The sequence below is a fragment of the Streptomyces niger genome (genome assembly GCF_000718305.1).
Lineage (GTDB): Bacteria > Actinomycetota > Actinomycetes > Streptomycetales > Streptomycetaceae > Streptomyces > Streptomyces niger.
On the sequence record NZ_JOFQ01000036.1, the window covers coordinates 21,277 to 43,818 of the forward strand.

General features: G+C 68.4%; 18 protein-coding genes and 3 pseudogenes. 6 read left to right on the forward strand and 15 right to left on the reverse strand.

The features are described 5' to 3' along the window. Positions 1 to 185: 185 nt before the first annotated feature. Genes IF20_RS35400 through IF20_RS35410 form a run of 3 tightly spaced genes read right to left on the reverse strand, consistent with a single transcriptional unit; the run spans position 186 to position 3,310 of the window. Positions 186 to 1,007, reverse strand: coding sequence for a carbohydrate ABC transporter permease (locus IF20_RS35400; protein WP_052869561.1), 822 nt, complete (start codon positions 1,005 to 1,007; stop codon positions 186 to 188). A gap of 50 nt (positions 1,008 to 1,057) precedes the next feature. Continuing rightward, positions 1,058 to 1,945 carry a carbohydrate ABC transporter permease gene (locus IF20_RS35405; protein ID WP_052869562.1) on the reverse strand — a complete coding sequence of 296 codons (888 nt, stop codon included), beginning with the start codon at positions 1,943 to 1,945 and terminating at the stop codon, positions 1,058 to 1,060. A 60-nt stretch (positions 1,946 to 2,005) separates the two neighbouring features. Next, positions 2,006 to 3,310 (reverse strand): ABC transporter substrate-binding protein, encoded by a 1,305-nt coding sequence (locus tag IF20_RS35410; RefSeq protein WP_052869563.1) that lies wholly within the window; start codon positions 3,308 to 3,310, stop codon positions 2,006 to 2,008. Positions 3,311 to 3,502: 192 nt separating this feature from the next. On the opposite strand from IF20_RS35410, the gene IF20_RS35415 reads away from it, so the two are divergent. Further along, complete coding sequence (locus tag IF20_RS35415; RefSeq protein WP_052869564.1) at positions 3,503 to 4,594, forward strand: LacI family DNA-binding transcriptional regulator; 1,092 nt, start codon at positions 3,503 to 3,505, stop codon at positions 4,592 to 4,594. A gap of 212 nt (positions 4,595 to 4,806) precedes the next feature. Next, a complete protein-coding gene (locus tag IF20_RS35420; protein ID WP_052869565.1) occupies positions 4,807 to 5,847 on the forward strand; it encodes a vWA domain-containing protein in 1,041 nt (346 codons plus the stop codon). A 237-nt stretch (positions 5,848 to 6,084) separates the two neighbouring features. On the opposite strand, the pseudogene IF20_RS35425 reads toward IF20_RS35420, so the two are convergent. After that, positions 6,085 to 6,828 (reverse strand): annotated as a pseudogene (locus IF20_RS35425) (amidohydrolase family protein); the annotation flags it as partial. Positions 6,829 to 6,868: 40 nt separating this feature from the next. Between IF20_RS35425 and IF20_RS35430 the strand changes: the two are divergent. Beyond that, positions 6,869 to 7,387 (forward strand): MarR family winged helix-turn-helix transcriptional regulator, encoded by a 519-nt coding sequence (locus IF20_RS35430; protein ID WP_052869566.1) that lies wholly within the window; start codon positions 6,869 to 6,871, stop codon positions 7,385 to 7,387. Here the strand turns inward: IF20_RS35430 and IF20_RS35435 are convergent. From IF20_RS35435 to IF20_RS35460, 5 genes are all read right to left on the reverse strand, one after another. Further along, positions 7,381 to 8,490: a hypothetical protein gene (locus tag IF20_RS35435; RefSeq protein WP_199896905.1), complete on the reverse strand. Its 1,110-nt coding sequence runs from the start codon at positions 8,488 to 8,490 to the stop codon at positions 7,381 to 7,383. The two genes, IF20_RS35430 and IF20_RS35435, sit on opposite strands and share 7 nt — an antisense overlap. 248 nt (positions 8,491 to 8,738) lie before the next feature. Further along, a complete protein-coding gene (locus IF20_RS35440) occupies positions 8,739 to 9,413 on the reverse strand; it encodes a response regulator (protein WP_052869567.1) in 675 nt (224 codons plus the stop codon). 5 nt (positions 9,414 to 9,418) lie between these two features. Next, positions 9,419 to 10,750, reverse strand: a complete 1,332-nt coding sequence (locus IF20_RS40330) for a sensor histidine kinase (RefSeq protein WP_407702608.1) — start codon at positions 10,748 to 10,750, stop codon at positions 9,419 to 9,421. A 366-nt stretch (positions 10,751 to 11,116) separates the two neighbouring features. Beyond that, on the reverse strand, positions 11,117 to 11,521 hold the full coding sequence (locus IF20_RS35455) for a PPOX class F420-dependent oxidoreductase (RefSeq protein WP_052869569.1): 405 nt from the start codon (positions 11,519 to 11,521) through the stop codon (positions 11,117 to 11,119). A 361-nt stretch (positions 11,522 to 11,882) separates the two neighbouring features. Then, the gene (locus IF20_RS35460; RefSeq protein WP_110944858.1) at positions 11,883 to 13,136 is read right to left on the reverse strand and encodes an MFS transporter; all 1,254 of its coding nucleotides are present in this window, start codon (positions 13,134 to 13,136) and stop codon (positions 11,883 to 11,885) included. 126 nt (positions 13,137 to 13,262) lie between these two features. Between IF20_RS35460 and IF20_RS35465 the strand changes: the two genes are divergently transcribed. Continuing rightward, positions 13,263 to 13,760, forward strand: a complete 498-nt coding sequence (locus IF20_RS35465; protein ID WP_052869570.1) for a winged helix-turn-helix transcriptional regulator — start codon at positions 13,263 to 13,265, stop codon at positions 13,758 to 13,760. Between the two features lie 117 nt (positions 13,761 to 13,877). Here the strand turns inward: IF20_RS35465 and IF20_RS39620 are convergent, their stop codons facing one another. From IF20_RS39620 to IF20_RS35485, 5 genes are all read right to left on the reverse strand, one after another. Then, positions 13,878 to 14,042: a hypothetical protein gene (locus IF20_RS39620; protein WP_199896906.1), complete on the reverse strand. Its 165-nt coding sequence runs from the start codon at positions 14,040 to 14,042 to the stop codon at positions 13,878 to 13,880. Positions 14,043 to 14,549: 507 nt separating this feature from the next. Next, positions 14,550 to 15,218, reverse strand: a complete 669-nt coding sequence (locus IF20_RS35470; protein ID WP_324605623.1) for a SagB/ThcOx family dehydrogenase — start codon at positions 15,216 to 15,218, stop codon at positions 14,550 to 14,552. 47 nt (positions 15,219 to 15,265) lie between these two features. After that, a complete protein-coding gene (locus tag IF20_RS35475) occupies positions 15,266 to 15,940 on the reverse strand; it encodes an HAD-IA family hydrolase (RefSeq protein WP_234426975.1) in 675 nt (224 codons plus the stop codon). Positions 15,941 to 16,106: 166 nt separating this feature from the next. Then, positions 16,107 to 17,750 carry a carboxylesterase/lipase family protein gene (locus tag IF20_RS35480; RefSeq protein WP_110944860.1) on the reverse strand — a complete coding sequence of 548 codons (1,644 nt, stop codon included), beginning with the start codon at positions 17,748 to 17,750 and terminating at the stop codon, positions 16,107 to 16,109. A gap of 22 nt (positions 17,751 to 17,772) precedes the next feature. Continuing rightward, positions 17,773 to 18,693, reverse strand: a complete 921-nt coding sequence (locus IF20_RS35485; protein ID WP_052869572.1) for an MBL fold metallo-hydrolase — start codon at positions 18,691 to 18,693, stop codon at positions 17,773 to 17,775. Positions 18,694 to 19,071: 378 nt separating this feature from the next. Here IF20_RS35485 and IF20_RS35490 point away from each other — a divergent pair. After that, positions 19,072 to 21,898, forward strand: a pseudogene (locus IF20_RS35490) (AAA family ATPase). 86 nt (positions 21,899 to 21,984) lie between these two features. Here the strand turns inward: IF20_RS35490 and IF20_RS40335 are convergent. Continuing rightward, a pseudogene (locus IF20_RS40335) lies at positions 21,985 to 22,143 on the reverse strand (N-acetyltransferase); the annotation flags it as partial. Positions 22,144 to 22,275: 132 nt separating this feature from the next. Between IF20_RS40335 and IF20_RS39630 the strand changes: the two are divergent. Beyond that, positions 22,276 to 22,452, forward strand: a complete 177-nt coding sequence (locus IF20_RS39630; RefSeq protein WP_199896909.1) for a hypothetical protein — start codon at positions 22,276 to 22,278, stop codon at positions 22,450 to 22,452. The last annotated feature ends 90 nt before the right edge of the window (positions 22,453 to 22,542 follow it).

Sequence of the window (22,542 nt, forward strand, 5' to 3'; positions counted from 1 at the left end):
CCGCTCCCCCGGCTCGCGGGCCGCGTCCCGCCACAGCGGGAGGCCGGTCGTTTCGGTGTGTTCGGCACGCTCGGTGCGTTGAGTGCGCTCGGCACGTGCGGCATGTTCGGTGTGGTCGGCGTGTTCGGTGCGTGCGGCGTGTTCGGTGTGTTCGGTGTGGTCGGTCGTTGCAGACACGTGGCCGGTCACTTTCCTCCGACGCCCATGAGGCCCTGGACCAGGGCGCGGCGGGCGAACAGATAGACGAGCAGGATGGGGACCATGGACAGCACGACCGCGGCGAGCAGGCCCGGGATGTCGACCCCGTGCTCGGTCTGGAAGTCGTACAGGCCCATGGTGATGACCTTGGTGTCGGCGGATTGCGTGAGCACCAGGGGGAAGAGGAATCCGTTCCATGCCTGCAGGGCGGAGAAGACGATGATGGTGGAGAGACCGCTGCGCGAGAGCGGCAGAACCAGCTGGAAGAAGACCCGCCGGGAGGAAGCGCCGTCCATCGTCATCGCCTCGTACAGCTCCGGTGTGATGTCGCGCATCACGCCGCTGAGGATCAGGGCGCACACCGGCATGGCGAAGGCGGCGGTCGGCAGGATGACGCCGATGAGGTTGTCGTAGAGGCCGGCCTCGCTCATGACGTAGAACATGGGCACGATGACGGCCTGGGCGGGGATGGCCAGGCCCAGCAGGAACAGCCGGAAGACCATGTGTGTCGTTCTGCTGCGGCTGCGCACGATGGCGTACGACAGCGGCGGCACGAGGAGCACGACGATGCCTACGACGCACACGGTGACCAGGGCGGTGTTGAGGAAGTACTGCCCGAATCCGTTGCCGAAGTCCCTGATGTAGTTGTCGAGCGTGAAGGTCTTCGGCAGGGCCAGCGGTCCGTTGGCCGCGTAGTCGGCCCGGGACTGGAAGGTGGCGACGAGCATCGCGTACAGCGGCAGTCCGACCAGGAAGAGCCAGATCAGGGAGCCGAAGCCGGCGAGATAGTTGGTACGGGAGTTGCTCACACGTCCTCTGAGACGACGCTCGCTCACGGGTTCTCTGAGACGGCGCTTGCTCACAGGCCCTCCATCGTGCTGCGCATCCTGTCGTAGCCCGAGAGGCGCACCACGATCAGCGAGATGACGGTGGCGACCAGGACGAGCAGCACGCCGATCGTCGAGGCCGTTCCGTAGTCGAAGTTCTTGAAGGCCTTTTGGTACATGTAGTAGGCGCTGATGGTGGTGTCGGTGCCGGGGCCGCCCTGGGTGAGGATGAGGACGGTGTCGAAGGTCGTCAGTCCGCCCACCACCATCAGGATCGTGGACGTGATGACGCTGTTGCGCAGCTGCGGCAGGGTGATGTGGAAGAACTGCCGTACCCTGCCGGCGCCGTCGATCTGGGCCGCCTGGTAGAGGACTCGGGGCACCGCCCGCGCCGCTCCCTGGTAGATCAGCGTGTGCAGCGGTGTGAACTGCCACGCACTCACGAAGACGAGTACGCCGATGGCGCTGCCCTGCTCGCCGAAGAGGTTGCCTTCACCGAACAGCCAGGTGGCGTGTGCGGGCACACCGAAGTTGGGGTCGAGGACGGCGCGCCACAGGACGGACACGGCCGCCGCCGACAGCAGCAGGGGGATGAAGTAGATGGCGGAGAGTACGGCCCGGTTGCGCTGGTGGCCCGCCGCCCAGACGCCGAGCAGGATGCTCAGCGGCGTTTGGACGGCGACGCCGAGGGCGGTGAGCAGGACGCTCAACCACAGACTCTTGAGCATGACGGGGTCGTCGAAGAGCGTGCGCCAGTTGTCCAGTCCGGTGAAGTGCGGGGCGCTCAGCCCGTCCCAGTGGGCGAAGGAGAGCACGGCTACCAGGACGAGCGGAAGGAGCGCGAAGAGGCCGAAGAAGACGGCGGCGGGGGCCGCCCAGGCGAAGCTCGGCCGGTTGACGCCGGTGGCGGTGGGGGTCATGAGAGGGGGTCCAAGTCGGAGAGCGAGGCGCAGTCAGGAGGTGGGCAGGCCTGCGCGCGGTCAGGACGTGGGCAGGGCCTGCATGGCCTTGATGAACCCGGCCTCGTCGAGCGCTCCGCTGAGGAACTGCTGTACGGCCTGGTGCATGCCGACCGTCGCGGTCTGCGGGTACGCCTGGTCCCAGGAGAGCTGGAACGCGGGTGCCTTCTCGACGTGGTCGTACTGGTAGCGGGCGAAGTCCGGGTCGGCGGCGGTGTCGAGGAACTTCTCGGTGTTCGTGGTCGTGGGCAGGTTGCCGATGCCGAGCTGCGCCTTGACGAACTCGTCCGAGTACTGGAGCTTCAGGAACTTCTCGACGGCCTCGGGGTGCTTGGTCTTCTTCAGCACCGAGTAGAAGTTGTTGGTGTTCCCGACGAGGTTGGCCGTGTCGCCCTTGCCGCCGTCGACCGACGGGAAGGTGCCGTAGCCGAGGTCGTGTTCGGCGAAGTCGGGGTGGCTCTCCTGCTGGGTGGAGTACTCCCACGAGCCCATCAGCTCGAATCCGGCCTTGCCCGTGGCCAGGAGGGTGGGCGAGCCCTGGTCGGTGAACTTCACCGAGTCGTAGTGCGTGCCGAAAGCCCCGGCGTCCTTCAGGTCCTTCAGCATGCCGAGGGCCTTCTTGCTGTCGGCGCTCGCCCAGGCGTCCTTGTCCCCGGCCAGCGCTTTCTGGAACAGTCCGGGCCCGGCCACCCGGTCGTAGAGGTACTCGAACCACATGAGTGTGGGCCACTTGTCGCCGCCGCCCAGGGCGATCGGCGTGATGCCCTTGGCCTTCAGCGTCCGCACCGCTGCCAGCAGGTCCTCCCACGTCTTCGGCGGTTCGATGCCGGCGTCGCGAAGCACCTTCTTGTTGTGGAAGAGCAGCACCGGCTGGGTGCCGCGCATGGGAACGCCGTACGGCTTCCCGTTCACCTCCGCGCTCTTGAACACGGCGGGCAGGAACTTGTCCTTCAGGCCCGGGTCCTTGGCGATGAATCGGTCCAGTGGCATCAGCAGTCCGGCGTCGACGAACGGCTTGATGCTGCCGCCGCCCCAGTTGAAGAAGACGTCAGGGGCCTGCTCGCTGTTGATGATGGTCTGCAGTTTCGCCTGGTAGTCGGCGCCCGGAATGGTGTCCAGGACGGCCTTGACCTTCGAGGTCTTGTTGAAGGTGGCGATGATCCGCTTCTCCACCTTGTTCGCGCTGTCGCCGTAGACCAGGACGTGGATCTTGCCGTCGTCCCCGCCCGCCGCTCCGGCGCCACCGCCGCATGCCGTCAGGGTCAGTGTCAGGGCCAGCGCCACACCACCGACCGACGCGTTCCGCAGCTTGGCATTGCGCAGCATGGCATTCCCCAACATGGCGTTCCGCAGGGCCCGTACACGTCGTCTCATCGCCCACACCTTTCGAAACTTTTTCGATATAACTTCCGAAACTTCATGCGTCGTCGGGAAGCTAGGACTGCCCACTCCGACGGGTCAACCCTCAGTGAGCGAGTTATCAACTTGTGACACTGCAGCCACAGTTGTCGGTGCTCTATGCTCCTTCCCATGCGCGATGACGAAGAGTCGGGCCGTGTCACCCTGGCCCAGGTGGCCAAGAAGGCCGGGGTTTCCCTCTCGACAGTTTCGAAAGTCCTCAACGGGCGACAGGATGTAGCCGCACCGACCAGGCACAAGGTGGAACGCCTGCTGGAGGAGCACGCCTACCGACGCACGACCCGCTCGGCCCAGGAGGCACCACTCATCGAGCTGGTCTTCCACGAGCTGGAGAGCATCTGGGCGATGGAGCTGATCCGCGGCGTGGAAAACGTGGCCAAGGCCCACCAGGCCGCCGTCGTCCTCACCGAAAGCGGCACCAGGCAGGCTCCCGGACCCGACTGGATCGAAGGCGTACTCCAACGCCGACCGCTCGGCGTGGTCCTGGTCTTCTCCGCCCTCCCGGCAGAGGTCAAACAGCAGCTCCGCTCGCGCGCCATCCCCTTCGTCATCATCGACCCCGCCGGCGACCCCGACCCCGACGTCCCGTCAGTGGGTTCGGCCAACTGGAGCGGCGGGCTCGCAGCCACTCGCCACCTCATCGAGTCCGGGCACCGCCGCATCGGCATCATCACCGGTCCCGAGGACATGCTCTGCTCGCTGGCACGCCTGGACGGGTACCGCTCGGCGATGAGCATGGCAGGCCTGGAGATCGACCCCGATCTCATCCTGTACGGCGACTTCCACGTCGAAGGCGGCTACGACGGGGCCATGAAACTGCTCTCACTCCCCCACCCACCGACCGCCATCTTCTCCGGCAGCGACCTGCAGGCCCTGGGCGCTCTGGAAGCCGCGCGCGTCAGCGGCCTGCGCGTCCCCCACGACCTGTCCGTCGTCGGCTACGACGACGTACCGGTCGCCCGCTGGTCCAGCCCGGCCCTGACCACGGTGCACCAGCCACTGCGCCGGATGGCCGAGGAGGCGACCCAGATGCTGCTGCACATCCGGGCACAGGCCCCGGTCACCACACGCCTCGAACTGGCCACCGACCTCGTCGTCAGGAACAGCACGGCCCCGCCCGCGACCGACCCACCCCGCGACGGACCCACTCCGCAACCGACCCACCCCGCGACTGACCCGCCCCGCGACTGACCCACTCCGCCGACCGACCCACTCCGCCGACCGACCACACCAAGGGTGCCCGGTGAGTGTGCAACCGGTAAGCGTGCAGTCGGTAAGCGTGCAACCGGTGGCGTCCGGGCCAACCGATCGAGGCGGTCCCCGCCGCCGGCCTGGCGACCAAGATCGATTGTCAGTGGTGGATGAGAAGGTAGGGACACCGAGTGAGAAGAGGGGGAGCGCTCATGTCCGGAAGCCAGAACTACATCAACCACGTTGCTCTTGTGCTGGATGCCAGTTCGTCCATGTCACACCTGAGCCGCAAGGTCGTCGACGTCGCCGACCAGCAGATCGCCTACCTGGCCCGCCGATCGCAGGAGCTGGGCCAGGAAACTCGCGTCACGGTGTACGTCTTCGCCGACAAGGTGGAGTGCGTCATCTACGACAAGGACGTGCTGCGGATGCCGTCCCTGAAGGAGCACTACCGCGCCGGAGGAATGACCGCTCTGCTGGCGGCCACACTGAAGTCGCAGCGAGAGCTGGCGCAGACCGCCCAACTGTACGGCGACCACAGCTTCCTGACGTTCGTGCTGACCGACGGTCAGGAGAACGCGAGTCATCGCTGCCCGGACGTCACGACCGATGTGCCGCGCAATCTGGTGCAGGCCGTGTCCGAGATGATCGCGACGCAGGAGGACAACTGGACGCTGGCCGTCCTTGTGCCGGACCAGATGGGCAAGCGCGAGGCCATGCAGTGTGGTTTCCCGAAGGACAACATCGCCATCTGGGACGCCACGAGCACCCAGGGACTGGAGGAGGCAGGCCAGGTCATCCAGCAGGCCACCGAGAACTTCATGGTGGGCCGGGCCAAGGGCATCCGAGGATCACGAGCGGTGTTCTCCACGGGTGCGGAGGCGGTGAACAAGGACACCATCAAGGCTGCCGGCCTCACGCCGGTGAACCCATCCGAGTACCAACTGATTCCGGTGGCTCGCGCAGCGGCGATACGGGAATGGGTCATCGAATGCGGGCACACCTACCGCACCGGTTGCGCCTTCTACCAGCTGAGTAAGTCCGAGAAGATCCAGCCGCGGAAGCAGATCGCGGTGCTGGAGAAGAAGACGGACCGGGTGTACACGGGACCGCAGGCCCGCTCCCTGCTCGGCCTGCCGGACACCGAAGTCCGCATCAGTCCGGACCGCAACGACGACTTCACGATCTTCGTGCAGAGCACCAGCGTGAACCGAAAGCTGGTACCGAACACACGACTTCTGCTCATGATCTGAGGCCAGGCGGGGTCCCGCCGGTCGGACCGGCGGGACCCCGCCCGTTCAGTACGTCGTTCAGCACACCGTTCATCGCGACCGCACGCCGTTCGGCACACCGTTCATGACGACGCGACCGCATATCGTTCAGCACACCGTTCATGCATGGCGACCGTGTGGTCTCAGGCGACGTGAGCTGGGACGCGTGCCTGAAGAATCCGGCCCACTCCGGCGGGCTTTTCTCAGCGGTGGGACCGTTCAGGACACAGGCCGGGGCGAGGCGATGAGACGGGGATAGAGCGCCTCGGCGTTGTGTCGATTGATCGCGTCGGCCTGGCCTGGAACGTAGTCGGGGTAGGTCTCCAGGTAGTGGTTGTAGTAGGTGCCCGCGTCCTGGGGAGCGAAGGGCCAGTCGCTGCCGTACAGCACGTGCCCGGGTTCGGCGAAGGCGAGCAGGGCGGGCAGCGCACTGGGACTGGCGGACAGCGCGGTGTCGAAGTAGAAGCGCTTGAGGTCGCGCAGGATGTCCTCGGCCTTGCGGGCCGGGGCGACGACGGTGGAGGTCAGCCCCGAGAAGCGATAGGCGGCGTACGGGAGGAAGCCACCGCCGTGGGAGAGGATCACGCGTACGTTGCGGTACCGGTCCATGACGCCGTTGAGCACCAGGTTGAGTGCGGTGCGGGTGGTGTCGAAGACGTAGTCGGCGAGCGGGGCGGGCGTGCCGGGCAGCAGGGGCATCGGCGGCTGTGCGGGGTGGACGAAGACATTGGCATTGCGGCGGTCGAGTTCGGCCCACAGCGGCTCGAAGTCGGGGTCGCCCAGGTAGCGGCCATGGACGCTGGACATCAGCACGACGCCGTCCGCACCTGAGGTGTCGAGCGCGTGGACGGCCTCGGTCACGGCGGCGTCGACGTCGGGCAGCGGGATGCTGGCGAAGTGGCCGAAGCGGTCGGGGCGGTCCTTGACGACCTCGGCACCGTAGTCGTTGACGGCACGGGCGAGGGTGACGGCGTCCTGGTACCGGCTGGATCAGGTGGATCGAGTGGAAGGGGTGGAAGGGGTGGGTCGGGCAGATCACGCCGCCGACACGGAAGGCGTGGAGGCGTTGGCGCGCGCCGCTGACCAGCTGTTCTACGTCATGCGCCGCTCGCGGGCCGCGACCGTCGGCCAGTCCACGGCCGGCCTCTCCATGTCTCAGGTGGCCCTGCTGGAACCCCTCATGGAGGACGCCCGGGGCGAGGGAATGCCGGTCGGCAGGCTCGCCTCCGGCGCCGAGGTCAGCGTCCCCACCGCCACACGCATGCTCAAACAGCTCGAAGCCGGCGGAGTGGTCACTCGGCGACGCTCCGAACAGGATGAACGCCAGGTATTGATTCGCCTCACCGAAGACGGCGCCGACCAGCTCGCAGCCATGCGGACAGAACTACGGGGACGCCAGCTCCAGGCCCTCTCGCACTTCACACCGCAGGAACGCCGCGCACTCACCGCTCAGCTGCACCGACTCGCCGACGTCATCGCCGATGTCGCCGCCGATGCCGCCGCCGACGAAACCGCTCAGTGACCGTCTTCCTCGACGTCAAGTGTTCGGGGTGAGGTCGCAGGGTGCGCAGCAGATGCAGGTGTAGATGTGGATGTAGATGCAACAGATGGTGTCGCGGTCGTCGGCGTGGCGGCGGTGCGGTGTCGGTATGAGCGCCGTACCGCGCGGACGGCGACCGCGGCCAGGATCAGTGCGCCCGCTCCGAAGATCGTGTTGCCGGTCAGGCCGATGATCGGCGGCATGCCCATGTCCATCGCATGGACGACGCCCACCCAGACGTAGGTCAGCAAAGCGCCAACGGCCATGGCGACACGGTGCTCGCTCCCCCAGCCGCTGCGGCGCGACCAGCGGATGCCGAGAACCACGGCCAGGATCGCCAGGACCAGCCAGAATGCCGCCACACTCCAGTCCGGTACGTGATCCCGCAATACCGACTGGCCGACCCAGTAGGCGCTGGTGAGGGCGAAGGCCGCGCATCCCGCCAGCCGCGGACGAGGGGCAGCGGTGCGAGTGGCCAGGCGAGGGGAAGTGGTGTGGGTGACCGGCTGTGGGGCAACGGTACCGGTGGTCGGCCTCGGGTTCCGGCCGGTCAGGAGGGCCGCGGCAACCACAGCGATGATCATGATGGCGCCGACGGTCCACTGCCACCAAGAGGCCATGAAGTGGCCGTTGGCAGCGTACTGCGAGGCGGCCAAGAGCACTGACCCCGTCACGAACACCAATGTGGTGACGATCAGGCCGGAACGGCCGAGCCAGGGACGCCGCGGCTCGCGTCGGAAGGACTCGACGAGTGCGATCGGTACGCAGGTGCTCCAGATCATGTGCATCGACACGACGTCCTGGAGCAGCGCCACGCTGGTACCGAGCAGGGGCACGTGCGTTCCCGCATAGGTGAGGCCGAAGTCGAATCCGCCGTAGTGAGGGTTCCAGAGCATCTGATCGACCGGCCCCTCCTCGAACAGCCCGTAGGCCGCACCGAGCAGCAGCATCGTCGGCCAGCCCCGCCCCGTGTGCCGTGCGACCTCCCGGATGAGCAAGGCTCCGCAGCCGTACAGCGGAATCAGGAAGGGCAGGCCCGCGATTGCGGTGATCGGTGCGTTGCCGAGGAGAAATTCGCCGACCAAGGGGGCCAGCAGGAGCAGGGCGAAGACCGGTCGCCACCGGCGCCGGGACCTACGTAGGTGGATCATTCACCCGATGCTAGGCACGCACCGCGGCCGTCACATCGGCCGACCGGCTATGGGTACTGGCCACCCGGCCACATCTTCCGGACCGCCCGACCACCTGCGTCCTATCGTCGCATCCCATCGCTGCGTCCTATCGCCGCATCCCATCGCTGGGCGGTATGGGGCCATCGGCCATCCGGCCCCCGTCAGTCGGCCTGCGCATCGTGGGCCAGCAGGGCGAGCTGGATGCGATTGTCCAGGTCCAGCTTGGTCAGCGCACTCGACAGGTGGGCTTTGACCGTGCCGGTGGACAGGTGCAAACGCTGCCCGATCTCGGCGTTGGACAACCCTTCGGCCACCGCACGGGCAACCTCGCGCTCCCGGTCGGAGAGCGAGGCAAGCGTGCGCCGCGCCTGCTCGGTGCGACCGTCGGTGCCGGTCGCGGCATGGTCGATCAGCGTGCGTGCCGCCGCCGGGGAGAGCACCGGCTCGCCGCGGGCTGACCGGCGCACCGCCTCGACGATCTCCTCGGGTTCGGTGTGTTTGAGCAGGTACCCCGCGGCCCCCGCCCGCATGGCGTCCAGGATGAGACCGTCGGCATCGAAGGTGGTCAGCACGATGACCTGGGGTGCACGGTCACAGTCACCGCCGGCACCGCCGTGCTCCCCACCTGCCACCGTCCGGGTTGCGGTGAGCCCATCCATGACCGGCATCCGGATGTCCATCAGCACGACGTCCGGAGTGTGTCGCCGGACGGCCTCGGCCACGCCCGCACCGTCCGCCACCTCGCCGACGACTTCGATGTCGGACGCGCCGCGCAGCATCATCGTCAGCCCGGCCCGCACCAGCGGGTCGTCATCGACCAACAGCACTCGGATCACTGCTGTCACTCCGCGGTCCAGGGCAGTGTGACCCGCAGCGTGAACGTCCCGTTTTCGTTGCCGTGTTCGAGCAGGCCGCCGTCCAGCCGCACCCGCTCGGCCAGCCCGGTCAGGCCGGCTCCGGTTCCCGGGATGTCCGGCGTCCGCACTCCGGCGGGCGCACGGTTGGCAATCTCGATCGTCAGGTCCGAGCCCGGCCTGCCGGCCAGCCGTACGGTCACCTTCGCTCCCGGTGCGTGTTTGCGCGCGTTGGTCAGGCCCTCCTGGACCACCCGATACACCGTACGCTGAAGCTGCGGGCGCAGCGGTGACGCCTCGGGTCCGAGCGCCTCGTACGGCTCCCCCAGCGCATCGCGCGGTGCGTTGTGGATGTCATTTCCATCGTAGACGTGGTCTTCGCCGTGGACGTGGTCTTCGTCGTGGACGCCGTCGTCACTGTGAGCGTCGCCTTCGTTATGGGCCTCGTCTTCGTTACGGGCCTCGTCCTCGTTGTGAACCTCGTCTTCGTTGTGCGCGTCGTCTTCAGCGTGGACGTCGTCGTGGAAGTCGTCGTGGAAGTCGACGTCCTGTCCCGCGGCTCTGGCCTCCTTCACCAAGCGCGGCACGTCGGCCAGACGCGGCTGCGGGGCCGTCGGTTCGCCGTCGCCCGTGCGCAGTACCAGCAGGACATCGTGCAATTCGCCCAGCGCCTGGTGGGCGTTGTCCCGGATGATCTGAGCGCTGTCGGAGATCTCGGTGCCATCGAGCCCTGGACCACTGCCGGCGGCGGACTGCTTGGCGCGGTAGGCCAGCGCACCGGCGTGCACCGACAACAGTGAGATGCGGTGGGCCAGCACGTCGTGCATTTCGCGGGCGATGGCCTCGCGCTCCGTGCGGCGGGTGTCGGCCAGGCGCCGGGCGTGGTCCGCGCGCTCCAGGTCAGCCTCCCGTCGTACCGCGAGGGCCCACAGCCGTCGGGCCCTCAAGGTACTGCCGCAGGCGAAAGCGACCAGGTAGTACGCGAGCGCGAAGGCGACACCTACCATGCCGTCCGCGCTGAACCCCTGAACGAGCAGTGTGCCGAGCAGGCTTGCCGCCAAGTACAGACCGAGCACCGAGAGCGAGCGTCGCCAAGGTAGCCGCAGCGCGAGGTTCACGGTGATCACAAAGCCCGCGGGGAGCGCACTGCTGGAGACGGCAACGGCCGGCAACGCGAGCAACGCCACGATCAGTGGAGCGCTCCGGCGCCACCACAACGACACACAGGCCAGTCCGCCCAGCAGGAGATCGACGGCCACGAGCCAGTCCGAGGGGCGATCGTACTGCTGGACGATGCCGCAGACCACCAGCCCCAGCACGACCGCGGCGCCGAAAGTCAGGGAGTCGATCGCCCAGTCCCGTGGGGTCCGACGGGCTCGTGTCCGGTCACCACCGGCCAGGAAGTCGCCGGGCAGCAGCCATGCCGGTACGGCTCTCCGGACGTCGTCGCTGTGCTCCACGCTCCTCACGATAGGTGTCCGATCGACTCGGCCTTTCCCCGACTGGCCACCGCGATGGCCAGTTCGAAATTGTTGCCGGCGGCGCCCCGCAAGCCAGGGAGGCTCACGGGGCCCGGACGCCACGAGGATCAAGGATTGAGGATCGAGGATTGAGGATCGAGGCTCGCGGGGCCCACCGAAGGCCGCGGAGACTCACCGAAACTCACGGAGCGCGGCGCATCGATCTCAGAGGCTGCCGACGACCTTGCGGGGGCGGATACGGACGACTACCCGCTCATTGTCTTCCGCGGCGGCGGGGTTGAAGGCTGCGTAGTCTTTGCCGGTGTACTTGCGGGAGAGTTCGTCGATCAGCTCCTGGCCGCCCTCGCGGGTCATGGTCACCTCGCCGCGGATCTCGGCGTAGGTGTAGGGGGCGGTCGGCGGATTGATCATGACGGTCACCCGCGGGTCCCTCCGCAGGTTCCGCTCCTTGCGTCGGCCGATGGTCGTGGAGAACAACAGGTCGTCCCCGTCCCGCTTGATCCAGACGACCGAGAGTTGAGAGCTGCCGTCGGGCTGGATGGTGGCTACGGTCGCGAAGACCGGGTTGTCGTCGATGTACTTCCGCAGATCCTCGGACAGCGTGGTCATGGTGCTGCTCCTTCCCTGCAAGCAAGGTGCCGGTGCTGTGTGCGCCTGATCAACGTATGCGACAGAGCAGTTGTCGCCCAGATGGCGTCCCGGCGTTTCGGGAGAAGCTGCGCGGCGTCGGAAGCGAGGGCCAACCGAACCCAGCTGGCTGATCGGGTAGCCGCTCGGCCGGCCACCCGGCTGACTGACTGGCTGGCTGGCTGGCTGGCTGGCTGGCGCGATGTTCGCTCTCCCGTTTTCCTGTCAGCCGCGGAATTCTGGGTGCCTGGGCCCTGCCCGTGCACCATCCACCCCGCCGCGAGCCGGGCCCGGGGACGATCGGACGATCAGGTGATGCTGAGCCGTCAGCGGGCAGTCACAGTCATGCACGCCGGGTTGCTGCCCACAGGAGCAGGGCGGCGAGGCTGAAGGCCATGCCGAGTGCTGTTACGGCCGGCCAGCCCGCCGTCGCGTAGGCGAGGGAAGAGCCGAGGGCGCCGAGGCTGCTGCCTGTCGAGTAGAAGACCATGTAGCCACCGATGATTCTGCTGCCTGCGTCGGGGCGGACGGCGTGGATCAGGGTCTGGTTGGTGACGTGCACGGCCTGCACGGCGAAGTCCAGCAGGACGGCGCCGATGGCCAGCGCCCACAGCGAGTGCCCGGTCAGAGCGATCGGGAGCCAGGAGAGCGCCAACAGGGCGAGGCCGACGCCGGTCGTCCGCTGGGCGAGTCCCCGATCGTTCCAACGCCCGGCCACTCCGGCGGCGACGGCCCCGGCCGCCCCGGCGAGCCCGAACGCGCCGATCGCGGTGTGCGACAGCGACCACGGCGGACCACTCAGGGGCTGCGCCATACCGCTCCACAACGTGCTGAAGGCCGCGAACACCAGCAGGGCGAGCGCACCTCGGATCCGCAGCAAGGGGTGGCGGGCGAACAACGTGACGGTCGAGGCGACCAGTTGTCCGTACGATACGTCGCGCACCCTCGCGGGCGGCCTGGTGCTCGCGGACAGAACGCGACGTAGCAGCAGGGCAAGGACGGCGGTGACGCCGGCCGCCGTCAGATAGACCGCCCGCCAGCCAGCGAGGTCGGCGAGGAGCCCGGCGACGGCGCGGGCCAGCAGAATTCCGGTGACGATGCCGCCGGTGACGGTTCCGACGGCGCGGCCGCGCCGGGCGGGTGGGGTCAGGTCGGCAGCCGCCGCGACCATCGTCTGGGCGACGACGGCGAGCAGACCCACCATGGCGAGTGCACCGAGCAGTGCCACCACCCCGGGCGCCAGCCCAGCGGCCAGCAGCGCGAGTGTCAACAGTGCTAACTGACCGGTGATCAGCTGACGATGGTCGAGTAGGTCACCCAACGGCACGAGCGTCAGCAGGCCTGCTGCGTAGCCGAGTTGAGTCGCGGTGACGATCGCACCGAGCAGCCCAGGACTGAGCGCAAATCGCTCGCCGAGGGTCACCAACAGGGGCTGGGCGAAGTAAACCGTGGCAACAGAGCTGCCGCAGGCGAGGGCGAGCAGGGGCAGGAGCCGGGCCGGTGGCGAAGCGCCCGCCCCCGACGCCGCAGCGCGCGTCTCCTGTTCGCCGGTCCCACTACCACTACCGGCCGTCGGACCGGAGCACTGACTCGCCATCCCAACGCACCTCCCGATCGCCTCACTTGGTTGCATCTTGCTACCAGCGTGACGGTAGCCGCGCGAGGTAGCATGTTGCAACCACTACCTGGAAAGCCTCCGGGAGTTGGAGGAGAGGAGCTACGGATGGTCGCCCGCACCCGTTTCGACGCCGACCCCTGCCCTGTCGCCCGGTCGGTGAACGCCATCGGAGACTGGTGGTCGCTGCTGATCGTGCGGGACGCCTTCGACGGCAGCCGACGCTTCGGTGAGTTCCATCGGAGCCTCGGCATCGCCAAAAACATCCTGACGGCACGCCTGCGTGCACTGGAGGAAGCGGAGGTGCTGCGCAGCGTCCCCGCGCCGGGCGGCGGGTCACACCGCGAGTACGTCCTCACGGACAAGGGCCGCGCCTTGTTCCCGGTGATCGTCGCCCTCCGTCAGTGGGGCGAGGAGCAGTGCTTCACCCCCGGCGAGGACCACTCCCGCCTGCTGGACCGTCGGACCAATCAGCCGCTGCGTCACCTGCAGATTCAGGCGGCGGACGGACGGCCGATAGGCCCCGAGGACACGGTCGTGGAGAAGGTACGAGAAACAGCGAGGGCCGAGAAGGAACCCACGGCGAAAGCGGGCAAAGGCCACTGAGCCGGAGGGGTTCCGCCCACAGCCGCGCGCCTAACCCCCCGGTGCCACCGGCTACGCACGCATGCGCCATCGGCGCGCACGTACTTGACTCGCCATGGGGTGGCGAGTGTGGCTGGCTCAGAAGAGCGAGGCGAAAATTCTGTTGGCGGTGCCGTTGAAGCGCTCGTGCAATGGCTCGATGCGTGCGCAATGCTGTCTTGCGGTGGCGAGGGTCGGGGCCCAGATCGTGTCACCCGCCGCGTGCTGAATTTCCTGGGCCAGTGCGCGCATCTCCTCGTCCAAGACGCGGGCGGCCGAGAGTTGAACTGCGGGCGGGGTTACGGGGCCCCTTGCGTCCAGAAAAACGTGCCCCCGGGGGCTGCTGCCCCGTGCCGTAAACGAACTGACCCGTCGGTGCGGTTCGATCCGGATGGCCGGCCTGCGCTACACCGCCGAAGACCTGAAGTTGGTCGGCACCCACATCCGCCAGGGCGACGTGGTCCAGCCCGTTCTGGTATCACGGAGAGGACCATGTCGGCTTCGGTCACGGCGCGCACTACTGCCTTGGTTCGCGCTCGCCCGCTGGCGGCCGAGGTGGCCCTCGGCCGCCTGCTGCGACGCTGCCCATGCCTTTCCCTGGCCGTCGCCCCCGACCAACTCACACCCCAAGTACGCCACCGCCAGCCGGGGGCCTGGCGTCTCCGACAACTCCCGCTGCACCTGACGGGTAGTAAGGCGTAGGCACCCGCTGCCGCCAACTCGTCGACGAAGAGCGGCTTGAGCTTGAGTGTGGCCCCTCCCCCGATCAGTTCAGGCGGACTGCCGATCGTCGGGATGACCCACGCCGAACAGCCCCATGGGGTGCTGACCGGACGGGACGACCGCAGGGGTGAGGCCAAGGAGCCGGTCGTCGTCGAACCCGGCGACGAGCACGGCCCCCAGGTCGGCCTCTGCGGCCTGGAGGTAGATGTTCTGGCTGGCGTGCCCGGCCTCCAGCCACACGTACCGCGCGCCCCGCCGCCCCAGCGGTTGCTGATCGGCGAAATGCTGTACAGCCGCTTCCAGGTCGCCGCTGAGCAGCAGTAGCGCCGCTGCCTCACGCAACCAGGCGTGGTCGACGAGGGTGGTGCCGGCGACCCGGTCGCGGTGGTCACCGTCAGCGATCAGAGTCAACGCATCGCGCTCGGGCTCGTACTGGTAGATGCCGGCAGCGAGACCGTCGACCTTGCCCGCCACCACTGTGAGAGTCAGCGGGTACGACGCGTGCGCCGACGGGCATGAGCGGCGCTCACCGGTAGTCCGACCCTGTGCCGCCCGCGCCATGAGGGCGACTTGTGCGATGCTCAGGGGCTGGGTCCCGAACCTGCGTGTGCTGCGTCGCCGCATCAGCAACGATGCGAGACCTCCAGTACCCGGGGACGTGGACCGAAGAGGCTCCAGACATACTTCGCGCTGTGTCATCAGCCCAGACAAGCACATCCCCGAAGCGATCACCGCGAACGACTGTTGTTCAACCGCGGCACCAGCTAGCAGGCCGCACTTGTTGCCTGGACTCCCAACAGCCCTTCCAAGAGCTTCACGGTGGATGCCTCGCTCACTGCGTGCACTGTGGTGATGCCGAGAGCCTCGGCGGGCGGCAGGTTCAGCGCATGGTCATCCACGAATATGCAGTCGGCCGGAGGCAGTCCCATGCGCTCCAATACCAAGTCGTAGATGGCCGGGTCAGGCTTCGCCAGGCCTTCCAGCTCGCTGATCACATGCACGTCGAAGAGGTCCCATACTCCTAGTGCCTGATAGGGGTTGAAGGGGTCCAATCCGAAGCTGTTCGAGAGCAGACCCATCCGGTACCCGGCTGCCCGCGCCGCCCTGGCCAGTGCCACCATGTGTCCAGCTGCCCGCACGCCGCCCCATGCGCGGCCCATCAAGTCGACACCGTCTTCCAGGCCCAGCAACGCTGCCGTGGCCGCGTTCCACTCCGCCTGCGGCAGCCGGCCTACTTCCAGCTCGGTGTAGAGGCGGCGTCCCTCCTCGGTGGAGTTGAGCGTACGCCGCCATGCCTCGGGGTCCAGGCCTTCACGGACACACCATGTTCGGTGTACCGCTCTCACGTCCTCGGTGAGCACACCCGCGAAATCCAGGATCAATCCCTTGAACGCGGGGTCGCCGTGCAGCCTCTGCGACCGATCAGCCCCGTCGTGCACAGGAGTGTCGTCCTTTCGTCATCGCCCCTCACTCTCGTCCGTCCGCCCACCTGCCCGCCTGCCCATCTGCCCATCTGCCCATCTGCCCATCTGCCCGCCAACGGTCTCGAATGCTGTCCCGAGCTCCTTTCCCATCCCGGCTTGAACGAAGCCCCCGCAGCCCAGCTCACCACCGGCCTGGTCCGGCGCCCGCTCGTCGGCACTCCCCTGTCATGGCTGACGTCGGCGGTCTGGCGGACGAGGGGCAGCGCCAGGCATGGCGTTCCTGGCTGCGGGGGTCGTCGACCTGGGTCCATTCGGCGTCGATGCGCATGGTTGCCCTGCGCTCGGTGTCGTACGGGGCCCAGCCGGGGTTGCCGGTCCTGGCGAACCGGACCCAGGCGGCATGCATGCGGGCGGCGAGATCCGTGGGGGGCTTGTCGGGGCCGAGCAGGGCGGCCGGGCCGTGCAGCTCCGGGAGGTGCGCGAGATCGAAGACGAAGGGCAGCTCGACCGCGTGGGTGGCGCCGAGCTGCCCGTTCAAGGCTTGGGAACGCCAGGCGAACTCGTAAGCGTAGGTGGCGGATCGGGAGTGGGCGGTGTGTGCGCCGGCCAGGGCCCAGCTGCCTGCGCCGAACAGCGCGTCGCCCATGAGGGCGGAGCGCAGCTCGCCGAAGGATGCCTCGGGGCGTGTCGTGCGATAGGTCTCGACGAGTAGCGCCGGCTCGGGGTGCGAGCGCGCCGCCGCGTCGTCGACGTCCTCGGCGGTGGAGGTGGCGTACCGGCCCACGGGCACCAGGTAGAGGTTTCCTTCCTCGGTGTTGGTCCCGATGAGCAGGTCGATGTCGGCGCTGTGGCCGGCGGCGACGGATTCGGCGGGTTGGGTGTCGAGGACCAGACTGAAGGGGCTGAGTCCGATCAGCGGGTCGTGGTGGGTCGCGGTCTGCAAGTCGATGCCCGCGAGGCGGGAGGCGGCCTCGACCAGGCGCTCGTCGGGAATTTCCGCGAAGGCGTCGACGTGCGGTTCGATGCCCAGAGCCGCGGCCGCTGCCTGGGTGACGCGGGCGGCCTGCTCGGTGGTGAACGCGCCCAGACCGCTGCCGCTTTGGATGATCGCCCGGCGGAAGAGGCCTGTTGCTTCGGGGGTGCGGAAGAGGCCTGCGGCTTCGGGGGTGGCGAGGACGCCGCCGACGATGGTCGCCCCGGCCGACTGGCCGAAGAGGGTGACGTTGTGCGGGTCACCGCCGAAAGCGGCGATGTTTTCCTTCACCCAGTGCAGTGCGGCGACGACGTCGAGCAGACCGCGATTGGCCGGCGCGCCGGGGAGGTCGAGGAATCCCGCGATGCCGAGCCGGTAGTTGAGCGTGACGAGGACGACGCCGTCGCGGGCGAAGGCGGAGCCGTCGTAGAGCGCGGACCGCGTCGATCCGGCAACGAACCCACCGCCGTGGACGAAGACCATGACGGGCAGGTCGCCTTCCGCGACGGCGGGCGTGAAGACGTTGACGGTGAGGTAGTCCTCGCCACGGCTCCAACCGGTGCCGAAGTAAGGGGACATATCGATGCTGCCGAGCTTGCGCTCGGACTGCGGCGCGTTGGGCCCCGGCACGGTGGCGTCCCGCACGCCGTCCCACGGTTCGTGCGGCTGCGGCGGCGCGAACCGGCCCGCGCCGCGAGGGGCGGCAGCGTAGGGGATGTTCAGGAAGGCGGTGGTGTCGCCCCGACGCAGGCCGCGAACGGCTCCGTGCGCCGTGGCCACGACGGGGAGGGAGCCGTTGTTCACGAGGGGGAGGGAGTGGTGGCTCACGGTGGGGGTGGGATGGTGGTTCATGGTGGTGCCTTTCCGCAGGGACTCAGGACTGCTCGGGGTACGGGGCGAAGGGGGCCCAGCCCTTGATGGCGAACTTGTCTCCCTCGCGTGCCACTTCGGCGGCACCGTGGCCGCCCAGGTGCGCAGGGATCACAAGGGCGTTGTTGTCAGCCGCCCAGCCGAGCACCTTGCGGCGAGTGGCGCGGGCGCCCGCGGGGTCCTCGCAGAAGCAACTGTTGGCGTCCGGTTCGAGGATCTGTACCGGGCTGTGCAGCATGTCGCCGACGAACACCGCGCGGTCCGTCCCGGAGGTAAGGGTCAGGACAGAGGAGCCGGGGGTGTGACCGGGAGCCGCATCCAGGCGCAGGCCGGCGTCGATCTGGTGGCTGTTCTCCCACAGCAGTGTCTGGCCGGCCTGGTGCACCGGAGCCACGCTGTCCTCGAAGACGTTCTGGTTGCCTCGGCCGAGCAGCGGCTTATGGCCGTTCTCGGGATTCCAGAATTCGAAGTCGACCTTCGGCATCAGGTAAGTGGCGCGCGGGAAAGTTGGCACCCACTGGCGACCGTCCAGGTAGGTGTTCCAGCCGACGTGATCGATGTGGAGATGTGTGTTGATCACGATGTCCACGTCCTCGGGCTCGACCCCGGCCCGGGCGAGATTGGCCAGGAAATCCGTCTTGAGGTGGCTCCAAACCGGTGCGTACGGGCGCTCCTTGTGGTTGCCCACGCCGGTATCGACGAGGATGGTCTTGCCCTCGCTGCGCAGCAGCCAGGTCTGGATCGCGGAATTCACGATGTTGGTATCGGAACCCAGGAAATGCGGGGTCAGCCAGGAGGCGCCGTCTTCCCACACTTCCTTCGGACTCTCCGGGAAGAAAGTTTCGGGCGTCATGTCGACGGAGCCGAAGTATTCCCATACCCGGGTGACGCTGACATCGCCGAGCGTAATGTTGTCGTTGTCCATGTGGCGTCCTTGGAAATTCGGAGGATTTCCTGAACCGTACGAGCGGCCTCGGCACCCGGGGTATCCGTCACGTGACTGCACCTGGGCGCACGACCGAGCCACAGGGCGTGCCGCGGCCGCTTGTAGCCTGGGCGGGCAACGCAAGGCGGCTCCCGTTCGTGAGCCACGATCCGTGGTAACCGTGGAGGGCCCGTGGATGAGCACACCGGCGACCTCGCTGCGGTCGCGAAACGAAAGCCGGAGCTGGATCCGGAGTCGGAGTGGGAGTCGGAGCCGGAGTGGGAGCCGGAGCCGGAATCAGACCCGGGTCCGGAGTCGGATCCGGAGTCGGACTCGCAGCCGAGTCCGGGTGAGGCGTTCGTCGGTCGGGGTGCGGAGCTGAGGCGCCTCTCTCGTGCGGTGGAATCAGCGTCGGGTGACCCCGTGGTGATGCTCGTCGGTGGCACGGGCATGGGGAAGAGTGCCCTGCTGGACCGTGCGGCACGTCGAGCTGAGGCGAGCGGTGTTCGCGTACTGCGCGCCGAAGGCAGCGAGTCGGAGATGAATCTGCCGTTCTCAGCACTGCATCAGTTGCTGCGGCCACTGCTGGCGGCGGTGGACGAACTGCCGGCGAGGCAGCGCACCGCGCTACAGCACGCCTTCGGCACGGGGCCGGCCGCGCCCCAACATGCGAGCGGCGCACCCGATCTGCTGTTGGTCGGGGTCGCCGTGCTGAGCCTGCTCTCCGCTCTGGGCGACCGACAGCCCGTCCTCTTGGTGCTCGACGATGCGCAGTGGTTCGACCGTGCTTCCGTGGACGCACTGTCCTTTGCTGCCAGGCGGCTGGGAGCTGAGCCCGTCACGATGCTGATCGCCGCCCGTGACGGCGACCGCCCCGCGGGGTTCGACCGGCACGTGCCCACGCTCATCCTCGAACCGTTGGACAACGCTGCGGCGAACCGGCTGCTGGACCAGCAACCCAAGAGTCCAACCGGCCACACCAGGGCGCGCATCCTCGACCAAGCAGGCGGCAACCCCCTGGCACTGGTCGAACTCACGAGGGCAGCCACCGCTCACGACGTGGCCGCAGGGCTGCCGTCCGTAGGTCCGCTCCCCCTCACCGATCACCTGGAGCGGATTTTCGCCGCTTGCCTCGACGGCCTCCCCGCCCACACGACCCGGGCCCTGCTGCTCCTGGCCGCCATGGACAGCATCGACTCCCCGATCGCCCTCCCGGCCGGACTGCCGAATGTCGTCCCGACCGGGCTCTCGGACACTGACGACAACGTCTGGCTGTCCGAAGCTGAGGACAACGCCTGGCGGCCGAACGCCGAGCAGAACACCTGGCTGCCCAACGCCGAGCACGAAGCCTGGCGGCCGAACACCGAGCAGAACACCTGGCTGCCCAACGCCGAGCACGAAGCCTGGCGGCCGAACACCGAGCACAACATCTGGCTGCCCAACGCCGAGCACGAAGGCCCAGCGCGAGGCTCATCTCACGCTCGCCGAGCTGCTGCGGGACGAACCGGACCGGGGTGCCTGGCATCTGGCCGCCGCCTGTTCGGGCCCGGACGCCGCCGTTTCGGCGGAGCTGGCGCGGACCGCTGATCGGGCCCGCAGCCGCGGCGGCCACGCGGCGGCGGCCAAGGCCCTCCAGCGCGCGGCGGAGCTGGCACCGCGGCGTTGGGACAGTGCCCGACTGCTGGTCGAAGCCGCTTCGGCGGCCGTGTTCACCGGTGACCTCGCTTGGGTCGAGGAACTGACCGCTGCGGCCCGCGCACGCACGGATGACCCGGCGCTGCTGGCTTCCGCCGCGGTGCAGGTCGGGCGACTGGCGATCCTGACCTTGCGCCACACCACGGTCTTCTCCCGGCTGACCGACGCCGCCGAGGGATGGGCGGTCTCGCAGCCGGCCGCCGCGCTGGGCCTCTTGGCCGACGCCGCCGTGGTCCGCTTCTATTCCGGAGAGGACGCCCAGCGCCGCCGTATCCATGACATTCTGGGACGCCTTCCCGAGGACGCCTCATCCACAGGCTTGCGCACCTGGGTGAGGGTCGTGTCGGATCCCTTCGGCGGCAGGGACGAATTCGTCGCCGTGCTTCCGCAGTTGATCGCCGAGGCGGAAGCCCGGCCGGAGCGGCTCACCACCGTCGGGATCATGGCGTGGTTGCTGGACGAGACCCCGCAGGCCGTCCGCGCCTTCGACCAGGCCCTCGACCGTTGGCAGGCGCAAGGGGCGCTGCCGGAGGGCCTGGGTGGCGCGGTCGCCTGGGCCTACGTGGAACGAGGACGGTGGGACCAGGCCCGGGAGGCCTGCGCCCGCGCCACCGCGGTCGGCCAGGCAGCCGGCCTGGACCACGCCGCGGCCTGTGCGGCCGCCGTGGATGCCACCGTGTTGGCCTACCAGGGGGACACACCGGCAGCTCGCGCGCGGGCCGATGAGGCGCTCGCTCTGATCGACCCGCTGGAAAGTCGCTCGGTTGCGGTCTACGCCCGTCGGGCGCTCGGCGCCGCGGCGGCTGCGGACGGCGCGTACGTGACCGCCTACGACCAACTACGCCTGGTTTTCACGGGAGATGGCGAGCCCGTGCACTATCACGCTTCCTTCCCGGCCCTCGCGGATCTGGCCGCCGCCGCGGTGCGCAGCGGCCGCCGCGAGGACGCCGCCGCGATCGTCGAGCGTTGCGCACGCGCGCTCGGGGACAACGCCTCACCCCGCCTACACGCGCTGCTCAGCCGAGCCCGCGGCCTGCTGGCCGACCCCGAGCATGCCGAGTCGCACTTCCGGGCTGCCCTGGCCGACCCGGTCCTCGCGCACTGGCCCTTCGAACGCGCCCAGACCCTGCTCGATCTCGCCGAATGGCTGCGGCGCCGGCGACGCATCGCGGAGGCGCGGGCGCCGCTCGCCGACGCCCTGGAGATCTTCCGCCGCCTGGGTGCCCGCCCGTGGATCGAGCGCGCGCGGGCCGAATCGCGCGCTGCCGGCCTCGACGTCATGGACACGGCCCCCGATGCGCTCGCCGCGCTCTCCCCGCAACAGCAGCAGATCATCAGGCTCGCCGCCCGCGGACTGACCAACCGCGAGATCGGCGAGAAGCTCTTCCTCTCCCCGCGCACCGTCAGTTCGCACCTCTATCGCAGCTTCCCCAAGCTGGGCATCACCGCCCGCTCCCAGCTGCGTGACCTCCTCGACGGCGTCCTCGCGTCGACCGCCCACCAGGAATGAAGACACGCCCAGCCCCGGCCAAGAAACGCCCAGCCCCGGCCGAGGCACGCCCACTACCCCTGCAGAGCTGGTGGTGGCGCGGGCGGTCAGTGTGCCCGCACGCTCTTCAGCCACTGCAGGACTTCGAGGGAGACAGGGTCGGTGTTGTCGGCAAATTCGTCGTACTTGTCGAGGAACTTCGCCACGTAGGGGCAGACCGGCACGATGCGTTTTCCGGAGGCGCGTACATCGGTCAGAACCTGATTCGGAAGGCCCCTACACAGTTGGCCTGGCCAGTGGTTGCTGTGGATCTGGCCAGGGGTTGACGCTCGTGGTGTGGGGCCGGGGCTTGTCGCCGGCAGGGAGAACCGACGCCCCGGCCGCAGGGGGTGGGCCTGATGCCCGCAAGTACCAAGGTCGGCAGTGTCACGCTCCAGCGGTACGAGGAGCTGGTGGCTGAAGACCGGCAGCTCGGACTGGACGAGACGAAGATCCAGTTCAAAGTGGGGGACGACGCTTTGGACATCGAGCCGATGCGTCCGCACGGCGGCTCCCAGGTGGCCGCCTGTTACTGACCTTTCCGCTGCGTTGTCGGGAGTGACGTCGGCGGGTGTCCGCGGTATGCCGTTGCTATGCGGTATGCGCAAGGGGGAGGACTGAGGCCG

Bases quoted from the DNA above. Each gene is read 5' to 3' on its own strand.
- IF20_RS39630 (WP_199896909.1), top strand. From the start codon at position 22,276: ATGCCCGCAAGTACCAAGGTCGGCAGTGTCACGCTCCAGCGGTACGAG.
- IF20_RS35410 (WP_052869563.1), bottom strand. From the start codon at position 3,310: ATGCTGCGCAATGCCAAGCTGCGGAACGCGTCGGTCGGTGGTGTGGCG.
- IF20_RS35470 (WP_324605623.1), bottom strand. From the start codon at position 15,218: ATGTGCTTGTCTGGGCTGATGACACAGCGCGAAGTATGTCTGGAGCCT.
- IF20_RS35415 (WP_052869564.1), top strand. From the start codon at position 3,503: ATGCTCCTTCCCATGCGCGATGACGAAGAGTCGGGCCGTGTCACCCTG.
- IF20_RS35480 (WP_110944860.1), bottom strand. From the start codon at position 17,750: ATGAACCACCATCCCACCCCCACCGTGAGCCACCACTCCCTCCCCCTC.
- IF20_RS35485 (WP_052869572.1), bottom strand. From the start codon at position 18,693: ATGGACAACGACAACATTACGCTCGGCGATGTCAGCGTCACCCGGGTA.
- IF20_RS35455 (WP_052869569.1), bottom strand. From the start codon at position 11,521: ATGACCACGCTGTCCGAGGATCTGCGGAAGTACATCGACGACAACCCG.
- IF20_RS35460 (WP_110944858.1), bottom strand. From the start codon at position 13,136: ATGGCGAGTCAGTGCTCCGGTCCGACGGCCGGTAGTGGTAGTGGGACC.
- IF20_RS35420 (WP_052869565.1), top strand. From the start codon at position 4,807: ATGTCCGGAAGCCAGAACTACATCAACCACGTTGCTCTTGTGCTGGAT.
- IF20_RS35405 (WP_052869562.1), bottom strand. From the start codon at position 1,945: ATGACCCCCACCGCCACCGGCGTCAACCGGCCGAGCTTCGCCTGGGCG.
- IF20_RS35465 (WP_052869570.1), top strand. From the start codon at position 13,263: ATGGTCGCCCGCACCCGTTTCGACGCCGACCCCTGCCCTGTCGCCCGG.